At 58.9% G+C, this 21,950-nt stretch carries 17 protein-coding genes; 6 read left to right on the forward strand and 11 right to left on the reverse strand.

Annotated features, from left to right (window positions below; all coding sequences use genetic code 11):
* The first annotated feature begins 245 nt into the window (after nucleotides 1-245).
* From IU397_RS20955 to IU397_RS20965, 3 genes are all read left to right on the forward strand, one after another.
* Nucleotides 246-1,304: a hypothetical protein gene (locus tag IU397_RS20955; protein ID WP_370541751.1), complete on the forward strand. Its 1,059-nt coding sequence runs from the start codon at nucleotides 246-248 to the stop codon at nucleotides 1,302-1,304.
* Between the two features lie 262 nt (nucleotides 1,305-1,566).
* A complete protein-coding gene (locus IU397_RS20960; RefSeq protein WP_204417409.1) occupies nucleotides 1,567-2,451 on the forward strand; it encodes a DUF1403 family protein in 885 nt (294 codons plus the stop codon).
* 2 nt (nucleotides 2,452-2,453) lie between these two features.
* Nucleotides 2,454-3,065, forward strand: a complete 612-nt coding sequence (locus IU397_RS20965) for an SMC-Scp complex subunit ScpB (RefSeq protein ID WP_204417410.1) — start codon at nucleotides 2,454-2,456, stop codon at nucleotides 3,063-3,065.
* An 84-nt stretch (nucleotides 3,066-3,149) separates the two neighbouring features.
* Here the strand turns inward: IU397_RS20965 and IU397_RS20970 are convergent, their stop codons facing one another.
* The 6 genes from IU397_RS20970 to IU397_RS20995 all read right to left on the reverse strand — a co-directional run bounded on the left by IU397_RS20970 (nucleotide 3,150) and on the right by IU397_RS20995 (nucleotide 10,638).
* A complete protein-coding gene (locus IU397_RS20970) occupies nucleotides 3,150-4,931 on the reverse strand; it encodes an ATP-dependent helicase (protein WP_204417411.1) in 1,782 nt (593 codons plus the stop codon).
* The gene (locus tag IU397_RS20975; protein ID WP_204417412.1) at nucleotides 4,924-6,729 is read right to left on the reverse strand and encodes an ATP-dependent endonuclease; all 1,806 of its coding nucleotides are present in this window, start codon (nucleotides 6,727-6,729) and stop codon (nucleotides 4,924-4,926) included. Before IU397_RS20975 ends, IU397_RS20970 begins: the two co-directional genes overlap by 8 nt.
* Before the next feature lie 16 nt (nucleotides 6,730-6,745).
* A complete protein-coding gene (locus IU397_RS20980) occupies nucleotides 6,746-8,284 on the reverse strand; it encodes a Fic family protein (RefSeq protein WP_204417413.1) in 1,539 nt (512 codons plus the stop codon).
* Between the two features lie 195 nt (nucleotides 8,285-8,479).
* Nucleotides 8,480-8,674: a hypothetical protein gene (locus IU397_RS20985; RefSeq protein WP_204417415.1), complete on the reverse strand. Its 195-nt coding sequence runs from the start codon at nucleotides 8,672-8,674 to the stop codon at nucleotides 8,480-8,482.
* A 12-nt stretch (nucleotides 8,675-8,686) separates the two neighbouring features.
* Nucleotides 8,687-9,892, reverse strand: a complete 1,206-nt coding sequence (locus IU397_RS20990) for an ImmA/IrrE family metallo-endopeptidase (protein WP_204417417.1) — start codon at nucleotides 9,890-9,892, stop codon at nucleotides 8,687-8,689.
* 29 nt (nucleotides 9,893-9,921) lie between these two features.
* Complete coding sequence (locus IU397_RS20995; RefSeq protein WP_204417418.1) at nucleotides 9,922-10,638, reverse strand: hypothetical protein; 717 nt, start codon at nucleotides 10,636-10,638, stop codon at nucleotides 9,922-9,924.
* Between the two features lie 284 nt (nucleotides 10,639-10,922).
* Here IU397_RS20995 and IU397_RS21000 point away from each other — a divergent pair, with 284 nt between their 5' ends.
* The 3 genes from IU397_RS21000 (at nucleotide 10,923) to IU397_RS21010 (ending at nucleotide 16,872) form a co-directional block, all read left to right on the forward strand.
* Nucleotides 10,923-12,101, forward strand: a complete 1,179-nt coding sequence (locus tag IU397_RS21000) for a DNA repair exonuclease (protein WP_204417419.1) — start codon at nucleotides 10,923-10,925, stop codon at nucleotides 12,099-12,101.
* On the forward strand, nucleotides 12,098-15,505 hold the full coding sequence (locus tag IU397_RS21005; protein WP_204417420.1) for an AAA family ATPase: 3,408 nt from the start codon (nucleotides 12,098-12,100) through the stop codon (nucleotides 15,503-15,505). The genes IU397_RS21000 and IU397_RS21005 overlap by 4 nt, the downstream gene beginning before the upstream one ends.
* A gap of 257 nt (nucleotides 15,506-15,762) precedes the next feature.
* Complete coding sequence (locus IU397_RS21010; protein ID WP_204417421.1) at nucleotides 15,763-16,872, forward strand: HIRAN domain-containing protein; 1,110 nt, start codon at nucleotides 15,763-15,765, stop codon at nucleotides 16,870-16,872.
* 208 nt (nucleotides 16,873-17,080) lie between these two features.
* Here IU397_RS21010 and IU397_RS21015 read toward each other — a convergent pair whose 3' ends face one another.
* The 5 genes from IU397_RS21015 to IU397_RS21035 form a co-directional block, all read right to left on the reverse strand.
* The gene (locus IU397_RS21015; protein ID WP_204417422.1) at nucleotides 17,081-18,697 is read right to left on the reverse strand and encodes a GMC family oxidoreductase; all 1,617 of its coding nucleotides are present in this window, start codon (nucleotides 18,695-18,697) and stop codon (nucleotides 17,081-17,083) included.
* A gap of 42 nt (nucleotides 18,698-18,739) precedes the next feature.
* Nucleotides 18,740-19,162: a sorbitol dehydrogenase family protein gene (locus tag IU397_RS21020; protein WP_239479965.1), complete on the reverse strand. Its 423-nt coding sequence runs from the start codon at nucleotides 19,160-19,162 to the stop codon at nucleotides 18,740-18,742.
* Nucleotides 19,163-19,199: 37 nt separating this feature from the next.
* The gene (locus IU397_RS21025) at nucleotides 19,200-19,796 is read right to left on the reverse strand and encodes an SDR family oxidoreductase (RefSeq protein ID WP_204417423.1); all 597 of its coding nucleotides are present in this window, start codon (nucleotides 19,794-19,796) and stop codon (nucleotides 19,200-19,202) included.
* A 17-nt stretch (nucleotides 19,797-19,813) separates the two neighbouring features.
* Nucleotides 19,814-20,449, reverse strand: coding sequence for a glutathione S-transferase family protein (locus IU397_RS21030; RefSeq protein ID WP_204417424.1), 636 nt, complete (start codon nucleotides 20,447-20,449; stop codon nucleotides 19,814-19,816).
* Nucleotides 20,450-20,524: 75 nt separating this feature from the next.
* Entirely contained in the window at nucleotides 20,525-21,901 is a 1,377-nt protein-coding gene (locus IU397_RS21035; protein ID WP_204417473.1) for an NAD-dependent succinate-semialdehyde dehydrogenase, read from the reverse strand.
* Nucleotides 21,902-21,950: the final 49 nt, after the last annotated feature.

Raw genomic sequence — 21,950 nt, forward strand, 5'->3', positions numbered from 1 at the left:
TTTTCCGGTTGGCGTTGCCTTTTTGGGCGGCTTTTGCAGTTTTGGGTATCGTCAGTAAACGATCGTTTGTAAATGGATGCAAGGGGGTGCGCTGTGGCGGGGCTGCTGCATACGCCCTTTGTTTTATGGGCGCGGCGCAACGACAGGGCGATGGCGGTGTATCGCGCGGGTGTGGTTAATGCAGGGCAGGGGAGGGGGTTGAAAAAACCCTTGGGTCGCCCGCAAAAGCCGCATATTTTGCGCATATGATGCCTGAAGCCTCTGACAAAGCTGGTGAATTCAAGGAACCTGCCGATAGATCAGGGCAGCCGCTGGAGGACGATCTGTGGGTTTTGCCGGGTCCAATCAAAGACGCACCGGATGATGAGCCGCCGGGCCCGAGGGCGGGCGCAAGCGAAGCCGGGATCCTCACGGACTGGCGAGAGGCGGAGGCCGGTTTGGCCGCGGCGCTTGCGCGTGTGGCGGGTCGGCTTGGCGCCCTCGATGATCGCCTCGGGCGCGGGCCGGACGGCTGGCATCACCGGCTGGCGCTGCTCGAAGCGGCGGATCTGAGCTGGATCTCGGGCGATCGGATCCCGCCGGATCGGCTGGCGCTTTGGATCTCTCTCCGGCTGTCGGGCGTTCAAGACGATACGGCCGCGTTGTCCCGCGCGGGCTGGGCGGTGCGACGGCTGACCGGGGGGCCGGGGCCCGAGGCGGGACTGGCCACCTTTCTCGGCCGCCATGATCCGGAGACGCTGGATCCCGAAGCCGACCGCCTGGCCGACCGCGCCGGCAGTTGGACCGATCTGATGGCCGAGGCGCAGGACCTGCACCCGATCACACGCGCCTGCATGGGGTTTCATCTGTGGCGCCTGGCGGGCCTGGGACAGCTGGATGACCAGATGGAAGCTGCCGTCACCGCCGCCCGGATCGCCGCAAGTGATGGAGTGGGCGCCGTGTTTGCGCCCCTGGCCATGGGCGGGGCAGGGGCCTTGCGGGCGAACGGATCTGTCGCCGCGCGCCTGGCCCGCTGGCTTGACGGGATGAGCAGCGCAACCCTGACCGCCATGCGCCATCTCGATGAGATCGAGGCCTGGTCCGTCCGGGCCCAAACCGCCATGGTCAAACGTTCCGGCCGCACTCCCCCAGCTTTGCGCGCGCTGCTCACCGAATGGCCGCTGATCTCCGCCCCCCTGGCCGAGGCCGCCACAGGCGCCAGCCGCGCTGCCATACAACGCAACCTCACATGGATGCAGCAAATCGGCCTCATCCGAGAAATCACAGGACACAAAAGGTTCCAAATGTGGACCGCAAAAACCTGAGCCAAAACGAACCCCCAGAGCACCCCAGACAATGCGAGAAACCCTCCATTCGGAAATGGCAAAGCGACCGCTCAGCAAAGTACAACCCCACCCAAGAACACGACCCTTAACGCACCCGGACCAATCCGGCGAAAAAGCCGAAGCCGAGCAGTCCTAAATGCGCGATAAGGCAAACTTATTGGACATAGTAGAGAGCCGCAGGGTGGGGCGGTTTGCACATCATATCGTGGACGTAAGCGCCGTACTGCGATAGTCTTGTGGCATGACATACCAGCCTGCCACTATCTCGGACGACCTGATCAACCTACCGAAATTTCCGGGGTGGGTCACCTCATTGCGACCGGAAACCCTTGAAGATGTGGCGTTTTTGTCGGGCGCCGCGCTCAGTCATCTGCATCTTGTGTTGAGCCGAGTTGACCTCCCCCATGCCTTGTTGCGGGACCGGCTCGCGCTGCGTGCGGCAGAGGCCTGTGTCGCGTTTTCTGGCCGCCCGGAGCGGGCAGGGGAGCTGCGCGACGCGGTACACCTATTGCGGCCCGGCGATCTTCCCGGACCAGCGGGCGAAACCTACCTTGCCTGGCGGCGTGCGGCGGAGCGGCCGGTGTCGATCAAGACTTTGGGACGAGCCTTGCCGGCCTTCGAGCCGGGCCAGATTGCCGGGTGGCTGGATACAGGGCAGGGAATGCCGGTAGCCCGTGCCGCGATGGTGCTGGAGGCGGTGCTGACCAAAGCGCCTCGGTCCGATGTGCCGGCGTTGATCCTCGCGGATATAGCCCTCGCCCAAGCTCTCGGTTGGGATCATCTGATGCCTCTGCTGGCGACTGGCCTGAAACGGGCTGACCTGCGCAAGCAAGGCGATGATCTTCGCTTCGCCTGTTATCGCTCGCTGATCTCGTCGGTCCTTGAGGCCGTGCGTCTCTCCGTCGACCTCGCGCGGCGGGCGGCGCATCTCAAGGCGGTCGCACCCAAGCTGCGGGCCAAGGGGGCGGGCGACGCGGTCAAGATGTTCCTGACCCGCGATGCTATGGCGCCTTCGGCTTTGCCCTTGACGGATCGCGCCGCGCGGCGGCTCTGCGACCGGCTGGTCGACCTCGGCGCGGTGCACGAGCTGACCGGGCGCGACACCTTCCGGTTTTACGGGGTCTAGCGATGGCGAAGGATCGCTCTGACCCCGAACTGGATCGCGAGTTGCCCGACCTGCCACCCGAGCTGCGCTGGCGTGAATGGATGCGCCGGATCGAGGCGGTGCTCTTTGCCTCAGCTTCGCCGGTGCCGCGCGACGACCTGGCACGCGTGGTGGGGCAGGGGGCTTCGGTCGACCTTCTGGTCGAGGACCTCGCCGCAGATCTGGAAGGGCGGGCCTTCGAGATCGCCCAGGTCGCTGGCGGCTGGATGTTCCGCACGCGCGCCACCTACGCCCCCGCGATCCGCGCGGCGGCAGATATCGGGGACCAATTGCTGGACCTGAGCGAATTCGACGTCGCGGTCCTGGCCGCCATCGCCTACCACCAGCCGATCACCCGCGACGCACTGAAGGATATCTTCGGCAAGGAAATCAGCCGCGACCTGATCGGCCGACTGCATGTGCGCGACCTGATCGGGACCGGGCCAAGGTCGCCTCGGCGCGGCGCTCCCTATACCTTCGTCACCACAGAGCAGTTCCTCGTCGCCTTCGGGTTGGAGAGCCTTCTCGATCTTCCCGATCGGGAGCAGTTGGAGGATGCAGGCGTGGTAGGTGCAGCTGAGCCGAGTACCCTGTAAAATTGCCGCGCGTCAGCTGCACAGCCCATGGATATCGGCATTCTAACAAAAGCATATGTTCGCTGTCGCCGCTACGCAGTTTTCCTATTGATCGAGGCGTGCGGCAAGTTCGGTCACGAAAGGCGACGGGCGCGAGCTAGAATGCATGATGTGTACTTCCGATTTGGCCCGCGTAAATCCCACGTAGAAAAGGCGTCGAGCTTCCAACTTCTGTGACGGGGTGGAATCGTTTCTCGGAATCCTCCCCTGATCCATACCAAACATGATGACGATCGGGAATTCTCGACCTTTGGCACTGTGAAGTGTTGAAAGATGCAGGCTGTCGTTCCCTTCGCTTTGGCCGGCGAACTGACTGACAGTCATATCTTCACAATCTTTGCCTGCTTGGGTGCGCGCGATGAAAGTGTCCAGTGTTTCGCCCTCATCTTTCATTGAGCGGCACTTGACCATCAGGTCTTTGATGATTGCCGCGCGAACATCTGACAGCCATTTTCTCAGTACCAAGGTGCCATCGCGCCGCGACCAGAGGCATTGCATTAGCGCTCGTTGGAAGGCGAGGTGCAACTCGGGTGTGTTGATCTCTTCGGCGAACAGGCGTGCGCCTTCGTTGACCAGATGGTTGAAACGCGGTGTTCCTGTTTGCCATCCACCCGAACACCATTTTGCACAGCTCTCCAGCCAGCGCATCAAGCGGCTCGCGCGAGGATATATTGCGTTCGTATCAGTTCTGATAACTGACAAGCCGACCTGCTGGGCCACTTCGGCAACCTTGTCACCTAGCCAGGCAGCTGGGTAGAGGATAGCGATGTCTCCGGGCTCCAAATCCGGATGTCGTTTGGCGATGTCAGCGATGACTGTCCTGAACGCCTCTGCGGCCTGGTGTTCGTAACTACCCTGCTGAGGGTGAAAATAGACCGTGCCTTCCTCTGCACCGTCAACCGCCTTGTAGTCTCGCGCTTCGCCAAGCGCAAAATTGGATGCTTCTACAATCTTCGATCCAGATCGGTAGTTTAGTCGCAACCGCACACATTCGACATCATCAAGGGCCGCCAGCTCGCGAAGAAGCTGCGGGTTCGCCCCGTTGAATTCATAGATGGATTGGTCTGCGTCTCCGACTGCGAAAAGCCTCATCCCGGTGCTGAAACACAGGCCCATGACCATACGATGGAGCGCTCTTCCGAGGTCTTGATATTCATCGACAACAAGGACCGGGTACTTGGCGAGAATGGCGCGCTGCAGCCATTCATGCTCGCGCAGCGCTCTGACGGCGAGAAGAGGCATATCGTCAAAATCAATTCGCCCCATTGCCCTGAGTTCGGCCTCAAAGGCCTCCACCAATGCGGCCATCTCGGGATCAGTTCCATACCATTCCGCGCTGCTTCTGTTCAGAATGGATCGACGGTAGGTGCCCATCGTGAAATCGAGCTGTTGTGGGTTATCACGCCCGCCAATCACCTTCCTATAAGCGGCTTCCAATGCTTGACGCCGCTCCGCGCGAGTTGCGACGCAAAACTCGTCGGGGAGCCCCATTTCGGCTGCCTTGGCATACGGTAGGACGATCTGTGTTAGGGAGAAGGAGTGGACAGTCCCAATAAACGCTCTTCTTCCGGCCTCAATTCCGAGCGCTGATAGCCTGGTTTCGAGCTCCCGGGCGCATTCATTGTTGTAGGTGATGCAGGCGAGGCCCCGTGGCTCCTGAATATCTTCGGCCAGCAGACGTGCCAATTTGACGGTCAAGGTCTTTGTCTTCCCGCTACCTGGCCCGGCAAGGACAACACAGTGTCCTTGAGATTCGTAGGCGGCCCATTGTGCGGGATTAGCCCGTAGATCTTCGGCAGCTTTCAGGTAGATGGACGCGTCAGACACGTTTCACCACATGTCGGATAGCATCTTCGATATAGCGCGGGGGCTTTCGTCCTTCGATTTTAGAGGCAAGGCGTTGTGCAAAGCGCCCTTTCCCAACCACATCGATCAGCTTGAGCATCTGGTCGTGGTTGATACTGTCGTGATCAGCAGTCCAGGCATTGATCTGCGCTTGTCTCGCCTTGCTCCATTTTCCTTCGTTGAGCGTGTCGAGAATGTCAGCTGCGAACCCGTCTTCGTACAGATCTGTCTCAAGAGTGCGGATGTTCGTATAAATGCCGAAATCTTCGAAGCGACCTGCGAGATCGTCTTCATCCTTGTTTTCGGCGATGTCTCCCAATTCTTTTGCGAGCGCTCTTGGGATTTTTTTTGTTCTGGCGCGCTCGATCGCGACCGCAAGTTTGATCCCTCGATTTACGGCCAAGGGTTTGCTCTTCGGCATTGGATCCCAATCTGTGATGATCGAGAAGGGTATGTCCAGGGAGGTCAAGAACTTCGCATAGGGCGTGAAATTTGTCCCGGCGACTGAGCACACGGTAATTCCGAGCATATCGAGCGAACAGCCAAGAGCCTCAGCGAAGAGTGGCACAAGGAACTTTTCTGCGTCGCCTTCGACCAAAATGATACCGCGGGCGAACAGCATCTCAGCACGCGTCACATCCAGATAACGCGTGAGATCGTCGACCTCATCATCTGTCAGTCTTATCGACGCTGTAGAGCAGCCGGTCGTGCCCTCGTCAGCTTTCTCTTTTAGCAAGAGAAGGGAACGCAACGGAGCAACGCTGGCAATATGCGGCGAGTGCGAAGTCAGTAGCACTGACATTTGCTTCTGCTGATCAGGATTATCAACTGACTGAAAAAGGTGGCGATAAACTGATCGTTGTAGATGCGGGTGAAGGTGGGCTTCAGGTTCTTCGATGGCCAATAGCGTATGATCGCGATGGTTCTCCGCAATCAGCCTGCTCAGTTCCAGCATCTTGAGGCTCAGGAACATGATGTTGGCCGAGCCGAGGCTTGCGTCATTGATGGACCGCCTGCCGTCATCGATCAGCAGCCTTATGCTACGAAAAAGGCGTGTGACATCGGTGGCGCCAAAGCCAAGTCGTGGTTTGACATCCTGCTTGGGGCCGCTCATGGCTGCAAAGAGTTGACCGAGGTCTGTCTCAAGATCCCCTACACTCGGGAAGGCCGTCAATTTTTCGGTGGCTTCCTCGATTGCTTCACCAATCTCATCAAGATCTGCCTGGTCGATGTCGGCGAAGGCTTCCTCGATGAGCGGGCGTAGAGGCGATCGGCGCCACGCCGCGAGATCACCTTCAGCGTCACGAAGTGCTGGCAACAGGTCCATTGTCAGGCGGCGGCGGAGGTCATGGCCGAAACGTTTCGTCTCGCTTTCGCCGCCGAAACAGATGAACTCCAGATCGTTGTCCGATGTTGGCGCACGGCCCAATCCCGGTCGAGCGCGACATTCGTAGGTCAGGCGGACCGTGTCGGGGTCGTCGTCAAGGCGGAAGTCCGTGAGCAGAGCAAGGATATCGAGGTCAGTGTCAAATTCTTCGATTTCGACACCAATGACTATCTTGTCGTCTTCTTCTGGGCCGCCAAGGCCGTCCCAGAAATCGGCGAGGCCAAGTTCACGGGCGCTGTCAGGCAGAGAGGGATCAAACAGCAATCGGAGGGCATGCATCAGGTTGCTTTTGCCGACCTTGTTTTCGCCAACCACAACGACGTTCCCATCGAGGGCTACGTCCAATTTTGAAAAGTTCCGAAAGTTCTCAATCACAATCCGTGACAAGTGCATACAAGGTCACCTCGATCTAAATCATTGTTTCTGCAAAGACGTGCTCGATCCGCGCCGTTTCGTCGTCGGTCAATGCCTTGAACTCATTGGTTCGAGCGCGACGCGACAGGGTGCCTCCGTTCTGTTGAAGGAAGCGAAACAACAGATCGATGGTGCGGTCAGGCATATCAACAATGGCTTCGACCTGGCTGCGGAATGCATCGTAATTTCGAAGGAATGCTGTCTCGTACGGCAGGTCTTCTTCGATTGTCTTTTGGACGCATGAGTAGAGGAATTCTGCGTGTGGCGTCGCGTCGAAGAAGCGGTAGAAATCGCCTGTGTCGTTCAAGACCCGAACGTTGAATTTTTCCGTCGGCTCCCACTCGATGAGCGGCAGCAGTCGTGCTGAATAGCTCTCAAGAACCGTTCTATACTCATCTATGCGTTCTAGGATCGCGGCGGACACCGGAAAGACCACCCCTGGTGGGTTGAAGCCGCGTTCCGCCAGAACATGGTGGATCAGGTAACGGTGCAGCCGGCCGTTACCGTCTTCAAACGGGTGTATGTAGACAAAACCGAATGCGAGGATTGCAGCGGACACGATCTGGTCAGAGTGCCGAGACGCACCGTGATCAAAGGCGATCATCCCGTCAGTCAGGGACGGAAGATCTTCATGCCGGGCACTTATATGATCAGGCAACGGCATCCTTGTTTCGCGGTCATGCTCGCCAACAAAACCGCCCTCGTCGCGGAAACCCAGCTTTATGAACCGGGCATCACCTATGACGATCCGTTGCAGTCGTAGCAGCTCATCGCGGTCGAGCGGCTGGCGACCGGCCTCGCCGATCGCACGGCCCCAACGCTGAATTCGGTCTTGTGGTGGACGCTCGCCTTCGATCGCGTAGCTGGAACGTGAGTCTTTGAGTAAAAGGAAAGCAGCCGTGCGCGCGAGCAAGTCCCGGGGGACGTCGGCGATGACCGCGCGGGCTCGACTCGCCAGGTCCATCGCGATGAACTCGTCTAGCTTTTGCGTGCGAAAGACCAGCGGGCAGAAGTCTCTGGTTCCCGGCAGATTATTTTTAACGCGATATCGGGGAGCGTTTTCCCCTTCCGTCGCGAACTGTTGGTCGGGATCAACGACAGGCACGTAGCGACCGCCCTCTGCATCTGGCAGATTCAGTCGGCTTCCCGTTAGCCATTCAAACAGAAACCAGATGCGCCTTGCGTAGCTGCCGGTCGGCTTTTTGCGCACGATGTCAACAATGCCGTCAGGCCCGGTGGCCGCGAACAGCTTCGCGAGGACAGCAAGGTCAAGCCCTTCATATTTGAGAGCGAAGGTGAGGTGGCCATCCAGGTCTGCACTCGGGGCGTGGCGCGGCGTCAGGATGCGCCAAACCTCATCCTCAACGACCCGGTGATGGTTCCCGGTTGCCGAAAGTTTGCGGGGCAGTGGCACAGATAATCTGTAGGCGTCGATCAGTGCGCTGTAGCCTGCCAAGGTGGCGGTCTCAGGAAGGCGCCGCTCCTGAAAAACGGTTCTCGGGCCCGAAAAAAGTACCTGTTGGTCCGATGGCATGAATTCCGTTCCCTTGGCGTGAATTTTTGCTGCAGAGCATTGCGTCCATGAAATCCGTTCCTAACACATGAAAAATGTTCTTGAATAGGTGTTATTCATGAAAAACGGTTCAAATTTACGCCGCAGTCCGGGCATGTCAGATCACGGATCGATCTGCGGCGATCGACCGACGATATTAAGAGGTCCTCCAACGAACTACGCCGAGTAGAAGTTGTCTTCGTCAAAAGGACATTCATCCCGAAGCATGACCGCTCCGCGTTTCACCGAATTTTCTTCGGTGCCGAACACCTCCACAGAGTGCCGGCACCGGGTACAGGTGATGATGAGCCCCGGAACCGCGCCATAGTCACCATCCAGTTCCTCTTCTGAGACATCGATTTTCACGCGCATGTGCCGACCCTACTACGATTCACGCCGGGAGAATGGGATCACTGAACCTCCTGCAGGTGCACCTGTCTCACGCGAAACGTCCGTCTTGAGAGTCAATGACACCACGTCGCCTGTTTTCTTGCTGAACCAACCAGACGGAAGGCCAACGAGGTTCTCAATATCGCCTGGATGCATCGTGAACTCGACCGAAAGCAGGTCGTCCTTACTGCGGGTGCCGGAATCCACGATCAGGCAAAGAGCGTCATGCAACATACGTGGCTTTGGAACAGCCCACTCCTTGTCCATCGGCTCTTGTCGGTTCCAGCCTTTAGCGGAATAGGTCTTATAGAGCTGCGTGGCATGATCCTGCGGGATGATCTCTAGATCCACCAACCGCTTGATCTGGGCCTTCACAGAAACGCGCCAACGTTCTTTCAGAGACAGCAACCCTGCCAGGGAGTAGTTCGGGACCTCCGGCACATAAGTCGTCTGCGGCATAAGAAACGCGCTTGCGAAACGGAATGCCTGGCGCTCGATCTCTGGAAGATCATCGCGCAATGCTTTTGCGCTGACATTCCGGTGCAGCACAGCATGACCCAGTTCATGGGCGGCGTCCATCTGACGACGGGGGAGATTCATCTTGTCTGATGCGAGCAAGATGTGAGGACGGTCCTCGGACTTGGACCAGCTGCAAACGCCGTCGAGTTTGGACGTTCCCATTTCGATGGAGCCGACGACACAGCCTATCTTTTCAAGGACCGCTACGACATTTGTGCAAGGGCCTTCGCCCAATTGCCAGTGGGACCGCAGTTCGTCGGCGATGTCCTCGATGTCTTCGTCCCGAAGCTGACCGTAGCTGGAGCCACCCAGAACGTCTGGAATGTCGAGTTCTGGGAAATCAACATAGTGCTGCAAGACATGGCTGATCTCATGTAGCCAGCTCACCTGAGAAGTTTGATACTCGCGGTCGCGCTTCAGCGTGCTAACCAGTTTTCGATAGAACATCGGTCGCGGGCTGTCGAAGACCGGACGGAGAAAAAACTCTCGCCGGACCCGCAGGGCCCTCGCCAATTCTGTTAGAGCATCGGCTTCCGGCGCCTGCTTGCCGGTTTCCCAACGGGAAACCGAACTAGGGCTGACTCCTAGCATCAGGGCCAACTCTTTCATGCTTTGAACGCGCCGGGCGGCGCGCGCCTCAACGAGACGTTCCGGCACGAAGCCGGGTGTTCCCACTCGCATTCTTCCCTCCTGTGATGCCGGTGGCACCTTTACGCTTTGCCATCCTGTTCATCATCCACAGATGGAGCCTCGGGAGGAACAAAAGGCTTCATCGTGCGCTTCAGGCGGACTGCACCGCTGGCAGGCAATGCGGGAGGTGTCGAAAACGGCGAACTGGGTTCCGACACATCCCCGTCATCTGCCAGGTATTGGTCGATTCGTTCGTAGAAAAGGTATTGCTCATAATCGGAGTCAATGAGACCGATGGCCAACTCCTTGATCTTGCCGGCATGTTCAGGGTCGCGAGCGAAGAGAAACAGAATGCAGATGTCCCCGATCTGAGGGGCAGTACCATCAAAATCGAAGTGAGGAGACAGCTTGTAGTTCAGTGTCACACCGGCCTTCCGCGACTTGTTCTTGACCGGAAGTTTGCTGGGTTCCGGCATTGCTGCGAGGCCAAGGATGAAGCCTTGCCCCTCATGCTCGAAACGCATGAACGGTTGGAAAACCTTGAAGTCCGAACCGGGGATAATGCCACCGTCGAGCAGTGCGCCGCCATGAAGTTCACAGACCTCCTGAAACCCCTTTTCCATCATGTGGAAACGCGACATTCCCTCAAGGCGCCGTGCGCGACGTGTATCCAGACCGGAGTGATCCTGAATCATCCGATGTGCTTTAAGGGCTTCTCCGCGCAGGCGGTCCTCAAGATCAATGATCAGGCCGCGATAGATCGCGACCGGGAAACGGGTTTTGACAAAATCCCCCATGACTGCTCCGATTCTGTGGGGTTGCGTTTTGCGGGAAATGTGCGCTAAAAATTGCGTTAAGTCAACGTCGCGATCCACCTATGCCATGGTCTTCCTAGGTGACGGAGCGCTATGTTTCTCGAATAAAGACGCAGGTGTGATCAGTTTGAAACAGGTCTAGCGGAGAAGTCCAAGTGTCGTCAGGAACATGACAGCCCGTCACATGGAACAACGCTGGAACCACATGGCAAAAGATCGCAGAATTTGTAACCGCTTGTATTCATGAATTCTAATGGTGAAGAATAATGCGTCTACTTGTTACTGCCGACATTCACCTAGGTTCTCCGATCAGGTCGGTCGCACTGCGAAACCCCGATCTTGGGGATCGTTTGAAGCAAGCTAGTCGCGACACGTTCGTACGGATCATAGACCTGGCGATCTCTGAGAAGGTCGACGCGCTCGTGTTGGCGGGGGACACTTTCGACAACGGATACCCAGATCTCCGATCGCGCGCCTTCCTGATCGCACAGTTGTCACGGGCCGCGGAGGCAGGTGTGCCAACGGTCTTGGTCCGAGGTAACCACGACGCGTTGCTCGATCACCGTGCCCACGGAGAGCTTGGTCCCAACATCCATCTTCTTCACAAGGAAATGCCAACGGTCGAAATCGGCGACACCGCCTTTCACGGGCTTTCGTACGATGCAGCTCATGTCGGAAAGAGCTTCCTTCCCGACTACCCGAAACCGGTGCCGGACAAGCGAAATGTCGGTCTTATGCATACCTCGCTCGATGGCGCTCCCGGTCATGACCCGTATGCGCCCTGCGCCGCAGCCGACCTGATGGCGCATGGCTTCGACCTTTGGTGCCTCGGTCACATACATGCGCCGTTCGAGCGTCGGGATGGCCCCGTCTTGGCGGTCATGCCGGGCATCCCGCAACCGCGCCATTTCGGTGAGCGCCAAGGCGGGACAGTTACGCTTGTCGAAATGGGAGACGGCGCACCCGTAGCCGAGCGGCGCGACGTCTCGCGGTTGGGCTTTGCCGAGTTGGAATTGGACCTCCAGGACTCCGGCGATCAGCAGGATATGGTTGCTTCCCTTAGAGACGGGTTCTTATCGGCGCAGCTCCCGAATAAGGATGCCGCCGTCCGGCTGAGGGCAACGAGCTTGAGGCAGAGCGGCGCGTTTGTCACGGAGCTCGCAGCGGAAGTGCTGGACGACGTTGATCGGGTATTTCTGGATAAGGTCGAGGTAGTGCCGCCCTCCCGCTCGCCTAACACCGAGACAGATGACCTTGTCCGCCTGATGCGTACGGAAATGGCGGAAGACGGTTTTAGGCAAGCCGCCCTGCAACAACTTGATGAGGTCCGAACCGCGCTGCCGAATGAAATCGCTGCAGAACTGGAAGATCACGCTCTGGATGCATTGCTCGAGGACGCCATCGCTGAGGTGATGCTTGCGCTTCATGCGGAGCGCGCGGAATGAGGCTGAATGCGCTGCATCTCATCCGCTATGGCAATTTCGAAGACGCTGAAATCGTCTTTCCGGTGCCCGCGCGTGACACCCCTGATGTATCCGTCGTTTTCGGGCCGAACGAGGCCGGAAAGTCGACCGCGTTTCATGCGTTACTGGAGATTTTCTTTGGCTTCCGGGCTGGTGCGCATCCCTACGCATTCCGGTTCGAGCGCAGCGACTTGCTTGTAGGGGCGGACCTTGATCTCCCCGACCGAGGGGCGACTGTCCTGAGGCGAAATAGTAAGCGGTCGCAGTCCTTGCTGGACACGGACAATCGGCCAATTGCCGACACGATCCTCGGGAGCGCGTTGCACGGGTTAACCCGGCACGAATTCGAGGAGCGGTTCTCGCTGGATGAAAGAGGTCTGCGGGACGGCGGCGAACGGATTGCCAGTGCGAAGGGCGACTTGGGCCAACTCTTGCATGCGGGCGTCTCGGGTCTGACCGGCATTTCGGAGACGCTGAACACGCTGTCGGAGCGCGCCGACAAATTCCACAAAAAACATGGCCGTGCCACGGAGCTGAAACTGGCGAGCGACCGCCTGAAAAAGATCGGTCGCGAGCTTCGAGCGGATCGGCTGACCTCGGAACGGGAACGAACTCTTCGTCAGGACCGTGACCAGAAGGCTGCACTGTTCGACGCGGAAAACACGGCGCTGGTCACCGCGCAGAAACGCCGTCTTGCCTCCACGGCGGCCAGTACGTGGTTCGACCGAACCGAGGAGATGGAGCGACTCGCCGAGACCCTGAAGAACTACCCGAGTGGCCCGGACCTGCCACGGGATGCGGCCGAGCGCGTGGCGGCGCTTGTGGAGAAAATCTCCTCGCTCGAGGCCAGGATCTCGGAGGCAGACGATGACGTCGCCGGCCTGGACCAGATCATTGAGGGGAACCCCGCTGACACGCTCGCCCCGGCGCTGAGCGCCGAGTTGGAACGTCTCGATCAGATGAAGGTCGATGGAGCCCCGTTGATGGACCGCGCCACGACGGCGCACGCGGATCTCGACCGTCGCACTGCAGACCGGGACGCGCTCGCCACGGAGATATCGGCGGCGCTGGCGCGGCTCTCGATGTCCGGCACTGCCGTGTCGGATCTTGTCCTCGACACGGAGGACTTGGAAGAGATCGCGGAGGCTGTCGAAGCTTGTCGCATGGCGAGCGAGGCGTTGAACACGGCGAAGGCCGTCGCCGATGCCGCGAGAGCGAGGGAGGGCGAGCCGCCTAGCGAACCGCAAGATCTGACGCTCCTGCGCGTCGCATTCGAGGCCTGGAGGCCGGTTTCGGACCTGACCGCGTTCGAAACAGAGCGGGAACAAACCCTCGCGCGCCTCACCAAGGCTGCCGCCGACTTACCTGCGGACTGGACTGGCTTGGTCGACGCCGGCCTACCCGCGCCCGAAACGCTTGAGAAAGCCGCGCGAGAGTGGTCGGACTTATCCTCGGATATCGCCGCAGCCGAGAGCAACGTCGAGGAGCGCTCGAAAGAATTGGAGGATGCAACAGCAGATCTCTCGGCTTTGCAGGCCGCGCCCGAGGCGGTGGATGTCGCAACGACCGAGGAAACCCGCCGCCACCGCGACCTGGCTTGGACTCGCCACCGCGACGACCTGTCCGATCCCTCCGCAGACCAATTCGAGGCGGCGATGCGTGCGGACGACAGCGCACGCGGCCATTTCGTGGCGGGGGCGGAGATCCGCCAGCGGCGACTTGAAGCGCAGAGGCGGGAAAGGACAGCGAAGGCGCGTTTCGAAACCGCTGAAGCGCGGCTGGCAAACCTGATCGACCGCCGCGAGAGTTTGTCAGAGGTTCATTCGAGGCTATCGGTGAGGCTCGGTCTGGAAGCAGGCGCCCCTCCGGCGGCTTTCGGACCACGCCATCAGGCTCTTGCAGCGGCGGCCAACGCCGCTGCCGATCACTCGAACGCGCAAGCAGCGTCGGATACCCGCCGCCACCGCGAAGAAGCCTTACGCTCCGAACTGATGGAAGCGGCCCGCGCCTTGGATCTCGGCGTGGATAAAGGCAATATGGCTGCCCTAGTGCAAAGGGTTCTTACGCTGGAAGAAAGTGTTCGCAAGGCCTGGAGTAAATGGAAGGACAGCCAGAAGGCCATCGACAAACTGGACGACGACGCGCTGGTCAAGAAGGACGATCTAAAACAGGCCGAGCTCGAGTTCGAACGGTTGACTTCCTCTTTGCCGCTACCGGATCGCTCGGTCGAAGGAGTCCGGACTGCTCTTCCACAGTTATGGAACTTAATTCGGCTACACACCGATCATCAGCGTCTCGATGAGCGGGTCGAGGCTCTGCAGCAGGCGATTTCGGCGTATTCAGACGGGGCCGAACGGCTGGCGAAGATCCTTGGTACGACAGATGATCAGGGCGGGCTGGAACCTATTCAGACCATCGACCAGGCGCGCTTGCGTGTAGCGGCGGCAACGCGCGCCGACGAACAACGTGGCGATGCCGAGTCACGCAGGGACAAGGCCAAGGCGGCACGAGATCGCCACAAAACCGATCTTGAGACCGCGGAGAATGAATTAGGTGATCGTTTCAAGGGTCAAGGAGACGACAGCCTTATGCCAAGCGATCGCATTGCCCGGCTCGTTGAGCGAGATCGACTGCGTGCCAAACATCTAGCGGCGGATCAGGAAAGGCAGCAGGCCATCGTTGGCGTCGACAAGGACCTCTTCGGCGAGGAACTCGACCGGATGCCGGACGCCTCTCGTGGAATTGTTCTCGAACAGCAGGTGCAAGATGCGCAAGACAGCCGCGACGCAGCGCGCGATGCGGCACGTGAGGCCGAGCGTTTGTACCGCGAAGCATTCGACGCCTCCGACCGTAGTGATCTGGTCACCGAACAGGCGACGTTACTGGAGGCGCTCCGCAGCGGCGGTCGCAACGCGGTCGTTGCGCGGCTGGGTGTGCTGGCGGCCCGAGGGGCACTTCGCCGGCTGGCAGAGGAACGACGCAGCGACATGCTGCGCGATGTCGAAGCGGCCTTTGTCACCATGACCGCGCCCAAGTGGCGCGGCGTCGAGGTTTGGAGCCAGGTCGAAGGTGAAAAGCTGGTCGGCATCGACGCCGACGGGGACAAGGTTCCGGTCGATAAGATGTCGACGGGGACTATGGGCCAGCTTTACTTCGCCTTGCGGCTAGCGGGGTATCGCAGCTTTGCGCGTGACCTCGGACCCCTTCCGATGGTCCTCGACGACATCATGGAAACGTTCGACGACACACGGGCCCGGGCCGCATTGCAACTGTGCGCCGAGATAGGGGCAAGTGGGCAGGCAATCCTCTTCACGCACCACGCGCACTTGGTTGAGATGGCCCAGACCGCAATTCCGGGGGTGGCCATTGTAGATATGCCAGCCTGATCAACCGAGTCCTCAATTCTTGGTTGACCCCCCACTTGTCGCTGGACCGGACTGCCTGATGGACCGGCGGCGCCGAAGCCGCACTCCGCTCATTTCACCTTTATGCGGAAAATGGGTTCGCGCCGACAACGACAATGGAGAATGCAGTCCGTTGACGTCAGAACAGCCGAACGCTGAGTTGGGGAGTACCAAGTATGGCGCTAGGCAGTCATTATGTAGGACGTCGTCGAAGGACGCTTTTCGGATGGAGGAAGAAAGTGAGCTTTTCGTTCTGGTGGATCGTTGGCGGAGTCGTTCTCGTCATTCTCGGAATCTGGGCCTGGAAGCCGAGTAAGGCCACCCGACAACACCGGCATGACGATGAGACCCGGCCCTCAACCGAAGCGGCAAAACCCAAGGCGACTTCCGGCGCCAAGCAACGCGGATTGCGGGCACCGGCTTCGATGGGTTGGGATGTCCATGAGTTTGGCGACAATGCGCCCGCGGGCGATTGGGTACAGTGGAAGATTGGAAGCGGATGGTTCGACGTCCAAGGACTCTTCAATCACAAGGAGTCAGCAAGAGAGTTTCTTCGACTGGCCGCCCAAGCCGACGAGCGGGGCGAGCCTTTCGGGGCATTGCTTAATCCCGAGCCTGACAACAAGTTTGACAAGAACGCCATGCAGGTGATCGGCATCCTTGGTCCGCACGAAACGCCAACATCACGGGTCTTCTTGGGCTATGTGCCCGCCGATGTGGCTGCTGAGGTCGCAAGCTTTCCGGAGGGGATGCCAATTGCCGTGGAACTGAAGAAGTCCCGGATCGGGGAGGTCGACGTCATATTGAACTGCGCAGGTCTATGGCCACCAGCCAAGCAGCGACGGGAGCAGGGATTTGAGAAAGCGCCATCGAAACCTGTCACCAGAGTGGACGAGAACGCACTCGAGAAGCTCGATTCATTGATCGAGCGGATGAACGCGATGCCTGCCCTTACAGCGAAGCAGGCGGATGCGAGGCAGAAAAAGAACAGGATCGATTTCATCGAGGACGATGAGGCTACGATTCAGCGCAAGTTGGTCGAAATGGAAGCCGGCAGATCGCCTTCGGTTCTCGAGGACCCTGGCGGCATCAAACAATACGACAACGACCTCGCCAAGCAGGTGGAGATCGTCAGCGAGGGACTCGATGGATGGGAACGCTCCGGCATGACACCCGCGCCGTACTATTCCTACCGGATTGCTGTGATCCTTTCGAAGCAGAAAGAGGTTGAGCGCGAGAAGGCTTTCCTAGCCGCTTGGTGCAGGCATTTCTCCGAAGTTGGTATCGGGCAGCGCTATACGGACTTGGTCGAGCGAGCTCGCAAGAAGGGTGCCATTCCAGCGGACTGAAATTTGGTGCAGGTGATTTGGCACGCCCGTGGTAGCGCAGGTATTTGCCGGTTGGAGCGGTGATGATAATGGGACCCACTACTACCAATTGCCTGAGACGATTAGGTAGCGGATGACTCAGATTTGCCTTTTCGATTGCCGTTAGATCAAAAAATTAGAGCACGTCATATTAGTCACGTCAGCGTTGCATAGGTTCCTCTCAGGACCGTTACCGCACTGTTGTTGCAATAGCATCCACTGCCCGCAACGATAAGGCTGCGATTGTCAAAGTTGGATTTGCTGTTGCCGAGGTTGGGAAGGTGCCGGAGCCCAGGACGAAGAGGTTCCGGTGATCGAAGCTTTGCGAGTTTGCATCGACCACTGCCGCCGAAGCGTCATCACCCATACGTACAGTGCCTATTATGTGACCCGCACCCTGCACCTCTGTCGCGTGCTGTACATTCGTCGCCCCGATTGCGCTGAAGACCTCATTGTGTGCTTCCTCTGCCGCTTGGAGGCCATCGCGTGTATAATCGTCGAAGTCATACGCGATGCGCGGCAGCGGTATTCCATGACCATCTTTTTTGTCAGGGTCCAGTGTCACACGGTTATTGGCATCCGGTGATTGCTCAACAAGGGAAGCGAGTCTGATCTGTCGCGATGTCACGTCACGAAGCTTCTCGTTGAGAGCGTCGCCTCTGAGATCCTGACGCGCGAGGTCCGCCGCGGTGGTGGTCGGTGCACCTGTGGGCCAACTGTGACCATCATTCCCAATTTCGATGCGGAACGCGGCCCGCTCGGCACGGAAATCGCCATCGCGCAGATTTTCGATGCCCGATGTGGAAAGCGGCCCGCGATAGGGCCAGACCGGCTCGGCTGCTTCGGCCCAACTCAGGCGCGTCGGGTGATCCATCAAGTTTCGACCGACCTGGTCAGAGCTGTTGGCGACACCGTTCGGGGCGCTTTCCTGAGCGGAATGAAGCAGCAGGCGTGGGGTTTCGATCCCATGCGCGGCGACCACGACCACCCGGGCAGAGGCGGTGCCAGTGCTGCCATCGTCGCGGCGAAACGAAACCGAGGCGATGGAATTGTCCGGCCCCAAATTGAGTTTCGTGGCCGTTGTTTGACTGTGCACCTGTGCGCCCGCAGCTTCGGCGCGCGCCACGTGCACGGTCGCGTCATATTTGGCCTGGATCGGGCACACCGGAATGCAGGACGCGTTGCCGCAGCATTCGGGTCTGTCCATGTGGTAAGCGGAGTTCCGTCCCTGCGGGGTCGACTTGACCTGATAGGACGTGCCCACCAGTCGATCAGCGAAGTGTCGGTCCAGATAGGTCATCGGAATCGGGTCCATCGGAAATGTACCAGACCGGGGCGATCCGAGGTCTTCTGAAGAGTCGCCTGCGACACCGATTTCCTGTTCGGCCTGCAGGTAGAAGGGTTCAAGATCGTCATAGCTGATCGGCCAATCGACACCGCGCCCGTAGAGTGTTTTGAGCCGGAAATCCGAGGGCAGGTTGCGTAGTGTCGTGCCAAGCCAATGCCACGTCGTGCCGCCCACGACCTTTAGGTAGGTTGACCGGAAGAGCTCGGGGCCGGTCTGTTGATAGACCTCCGCAATCTTGTGGGTCTCGGGATGTGGGGCGTCTGGGTTATTTGGATAAGCCGACTCGGGAACCTTGATCTTGGCGTTCCAGAACCGTTCTACCGCTGCTGCGCGGTCGATGCGTGGTCCGGCATCGAGAAAGGCGACCTGAAAACCCTGCTCGGCGAGTTTGGCACCGGTGATTGCGCCTGCGACGCCTGTTCCGATAATCAGAATGTCGGCGGTGATGTCATCTGCCATTTGAGTGGCTCCTCGGTTGGTTTCTGGGGGCGGATGGACGTGTCAGGCCGTCGGGGGCTCGGTCCAATAGCCCATGCCGCCTCCACAAAAACCCAGCGGTTTGGTGTAGGTCATTGCAGACCACATCAGCGCATCGGTATAGGTGAGAACGGTATCGTCATCGGGGTTTGGCGATACGCCGCTGTACCACGCCGCGACGATCTCGTTTTCGAGGGGCCTATCCGCTTCGCCGTCCAACAGCGCCGCGATGTCACTGCCTTTTCCAGCCGCCTCAAATGCGGAGAGCATGTCTGAGGCGATATCATCGCTCAGCCCACCAGCGCCTGTCATAGCCTCGGACAGCTTCAGGAACGCGTCTGGTGCGACGTTCTGCGCGTAAACATCGCCCGGCCAATTGGAAGCGGTGGCCAGGGCCGCTCCCGAGACCGTGGCCAAAAATCCCCGTCGTGAAAACCGATGCTTCATCTGTCAATCCTCCTTGCGTCAGTATGCGGGGTGCGTGTTATGCGGACTGCATGAGTTGGGATTTGCCAAGCCATGTGTCTTCGTCCACGGCGCGCGCCAGGACAGCGGCGACATCGCCACGTGCAGCTTTTGCACCCACATCAACATCGTCGCCAAACTTCATGTCACGGGTCCCATCGTCGGTGGTCAGGGCGACCGGACGCAGGATCGCATAGTCGAGACCAGAGGCTTTCAAATACTCGTCAGCGTCATGTTTGGCTTGCAGGTAATGCGCCATGTCGCCTTCGGGGTTTGGATCATCAGCACCAACAGTGCTCAACATGACAAACCGCGCGACATGTGACTTCGCTGCGGCATCGACCAGCGCCTTGGCACCGTCGCGGTCAACCTTCTCGGTCATTTCTTCGGAGGTATCGCCACCTGAACCCGCGGCAAACACAACCGCTTCACATCCGTCGCAAACATCGTCGTTGAGGTCTGTGAGATCGCCCTGACGGAGCTGGACACCCTGGGGCAACGTGCTGGTGTCGGAGCTTTCGCGGACCAGCGCGACAGGGGTATGCCCCCGGTCAAGGAGTTCCTGGGTCAGGCGAAGGCCGGTTTTGCCGGTAGCACCGGCGACAAGTACACGCATGTTGTTTCCTTTTGGGATTAATGGTTTTCGAGAATTGTCGATTTTTCCGGAGCCATCGGTCCGGCATTGGCGATTGCAGCCAGATATCCCGGCTGTCTTTGCATGTCGGACCAATAGCGTTCCAGCCGGGGATGCGCGGACAGCGCATCCAGACTGGAGAGGTTGGCGAGCAGATAAGAAAACTGGATATCAGCCAACATGACGCGCTCTGCGAACAGAAGTCCCTCGGGAGGCAGGTCCCTCATGAGGTGGTCCGCATGCATTTGGAACCGGTGTTTCGCCTCGCGAGAGGGCGCGTCACCAGTCATCGCGGGCAGCAACACGCCCATAGCCGCATCGGCGAATGAGCTTTCCACATAGTCGAGCAACTCCTCATGGCGCCAAAAGTCTTGCGTGCCTGCATTGGGCTGATGGCTGGTATCACCGTGCTTGTGCGCAAGGTAGCGGAGGATTGTTCCTGACTCAGCGAGCGTCAGATCACCATCTTTGATGACCGGTGATTTGCCCAGATCGTGGACTTCCGACAACTCCGGCGGTGCGCGGAATGCCTCGGTCCGCGGATACTCGATCAGGTTGTAGGGTTGGCCGAGGTTTTCCATCAGCCAAACCACGCGGACCGCGCGCGAGTATTTGAGGCAGTGAATGTCGATCATTGTTTCGATCCTTCCGCAGATGGCGTTCCGTATTACCGCCGCGACCAGTCGCAGAAGCTTCGTTCGTTAACTGCTTTACGGGCGATAGATGGCCTTTACGTTGACGAATTCCTTCATTCCGAACCCGCCATGTTCGCGTCCGAAACCTGAATCCTTTACGCCGCCGAAGGGCATATTCGGATCGGCTGCGCCAAAGCTGTTGATCCGCACCATGCCTGTGTCGAAATGGTCGCGCGCCAGACGGACAGCCTTGTCGACGTCGGCACAAAAAATACCGCCGCCGAGGCCATAGCGGCTATCATTGGCGATGCGCATCGCATCTTCGTCATCCTTTGCGCGGATGATGGCTGCCACTGGCCCGAAGATCTCGTCATCATAGGCCGGCATGCCCGGCTTGCACCCGCCAAGCACTGTTGCAGGGTAGAAGTAGCCGTCACCGTCTGGCGGGTTTCCCCCGCAAAGCAGCTCGGCACCGTTCTCAATGCTTTCGGTCACTTGTTGCGACACCGTCTCGAACTGTTCTTTGCTGGCGAGCGGACCAAGCTGTGTTTCGTCATCGGTTGGATCGCCCATTCGGATGGCTTTCATTTGATCAACGAAGTTCGATACGAATGCGTCATACACCTTTTCGGTGACCACAAAGCGCTTTGCCGAGACGCAGGTTTCGCCGTTGTTGTAGAGGCGACCCATGACGCAGGTTTTCACCGCAAGCTCGATATCCGCGTCTTCGAGGACGAGATAAGCGTCGTTTGACCCAAGCTCGAGCACAGACTTCTTGAGATTCTTTGCCGCTGTCGCGCCGATATGGCTCCCGGCGCCGTCGCTGCCTGTCATCGTGACGCCGCGCACCAATGGGTGTTCGATGATCTTGTCGGATGTCTCGTGATCGATGATGACCGCCTGGAACAGGTCCTCGGGCAATCCTGCCTTCACACAGAGGTCGCGCAGCATTAGCCCGCTTCCGGTACAGATGCCTGCATGTTTCAGGACCACGCCGTTGCCGGCCATCAGGTTGGCGGCCAAAACCCTGACAGGTTGATAGACGGGAAAGTTCCACGGCTGGATGCTGTAGATGACACCTATCGGGCAATAGGCGACCAAACCGGATTTCTCTCCACCAGAGTGGGTGCGCTCCTCATCGGCCAAAAAGGTGGGGCCGTTGTCCGCCGTGTATTCGAAAATCGCCGCGCACAGCTCAACCTCTGTACAACCATCGCGCAGCAGTTTTCCGGTCTCCTGCGTCATCAGCTTAGCAAGCGCATCGGCATTTTCGCGCAAGGTCGCAGCGATGGCGCGCAGAATGTCGCCGCGATCTGAATGAGGCACCTCACGCCAAGCCAGGAAGGCATCGTGACATGCCTGAACCCGAGTTATCGCCTTTTCCCGGGTCATCAGGTCGTAACTTGCGATTGGTTGCTCCGTTGTTGGATCAATTGTTTGAATTTCGGACATGAAGTACTTTCTAGTTAGGGATGCAGCGCGCAGTTGAGGCATCGATTTG

This window comes from Actibacterium sp. 188UL27-1 (assembly GCF_016901225.1).
Taxonomy (GTDB): domain Bacteria; phylum Pseudomonadota; class Alphaproteobacteria; order Rhodobacterales; family Rhodobacteraceae; genus 188UL27-1.

What these genes read in the sequence shown, in the direction of transcription:
- IU397_RS21035 (WP_204417473.1), bottom strand. Translation starts at nt 21,901, where the DNA reads ATGTCCGAAATTCAAACAATTGATCCAACAACGGAGCAACCAATCGCA.
- IU397_RS21015 (WP_204417422.1), bottom strand. Translation starts at nt 18,697, where the DNA reads ATGGCAGATGACATCACCGCCGACATTCTGATTATCGGAACAGGCGTC.
- IU397_RS21020 (WP_239479965.1), bottom strand. Translation starts at nt 19,162, where the DNA reads ATGAAGCATCGGTTTTCACGACGGGGATTTTTGGCCACGGTCTCGGGA.
- IU397_RS20995 (WP_204417418.1), bottom strand. Translation starts at nt 10,638, where the DNA reads ATGGGGGATTTTGTCAAAACCCGTTTCCCGGTCGCGATCTATCGCGGC.
- IU397_RS21030 (WP_204417424.1), bottom strand. Translation starts at nt 20,449, where the DNA reads ATGATCGACATTCACTGCCTCAAATACTCGCGCGCGGTCCGCGTGGTT.
- IU397_RS21005 (WP_204417420.1), top strand. Translation starts at nt 12,098, where the DNA reads ATGAGGCTGAATGCGCTGCATCTCATCCGCTATGGCAATTTCGAAGAC.
- IU397_RS20960 (WP_204417409.1), top strand. Translation starts at nt 1,567, where the DNA reads ATGACATACCAGCCTGCCACTATCTCGGACGACCTGATCAACCTACCG.
- IU397_RS20975 (WP_204417412.1), bottom strand. Translation starts at nt 6,729, where the DNA reads ATGCACTTGTCACGGATTGTGATTGAGAACTTTCGGAACTTTTCAAAA.
- IU397_RS20990 (WP_204417417.1), bottom strand. Translation starts at nt 9,892, where the DNA reads ATGCGAGTGGGAACACCCGGCTTCGTGCCGGAACGTCTCGTTGAGGCG.
- IU397_RS20980 (WP_204417413.1), bottom strand. Translation starts at nt 8,284, where the DNA reads ATGCCATCGGACCAACAGGTACTTTTTTCGGGCCCGAGAACCGTTTTT.
- IU397_RS21025 (WP_204417423.1), bottom strand. Translation starts at nt 19,796, where the DNA reads ATGCGTGTACTTGTCGCCGGTGCTACCGGCAAAACCGGCCTTCGCCTG.
- IU397_RS20985 (WP_204417415.1), bottom strand. Translation starts at nt 8,674, where the DNA reads ATGCGCGTGAAAATCGATGTCTCAGAAGAGGAACTGGATGGTGACTAT.
- IU397_RS20965 (WP_204417410.1), top strand. Translation starts at nt 2,454, where the DNA reads ATGGCGAAGGATCGCTCTGACCCCGAACTGGATCGCGAGTTGCCCGAC.
- IU397_RS20955 (WP_370541751.1), top strand. Translation starts at nt 246, where the DNA reads ATGATGCCTGAAGCCTCTGACAAAGCTGGTGAATTCAAGGAACCTGCC.
- IU397_RS21000 (WP_204417419.1), top strand. Translation starts at nt 10,923, where the DNA reads ATGCGTCTACTTGTTACTGCCGACATTCACCTAGGTTCTCCGATCAGG.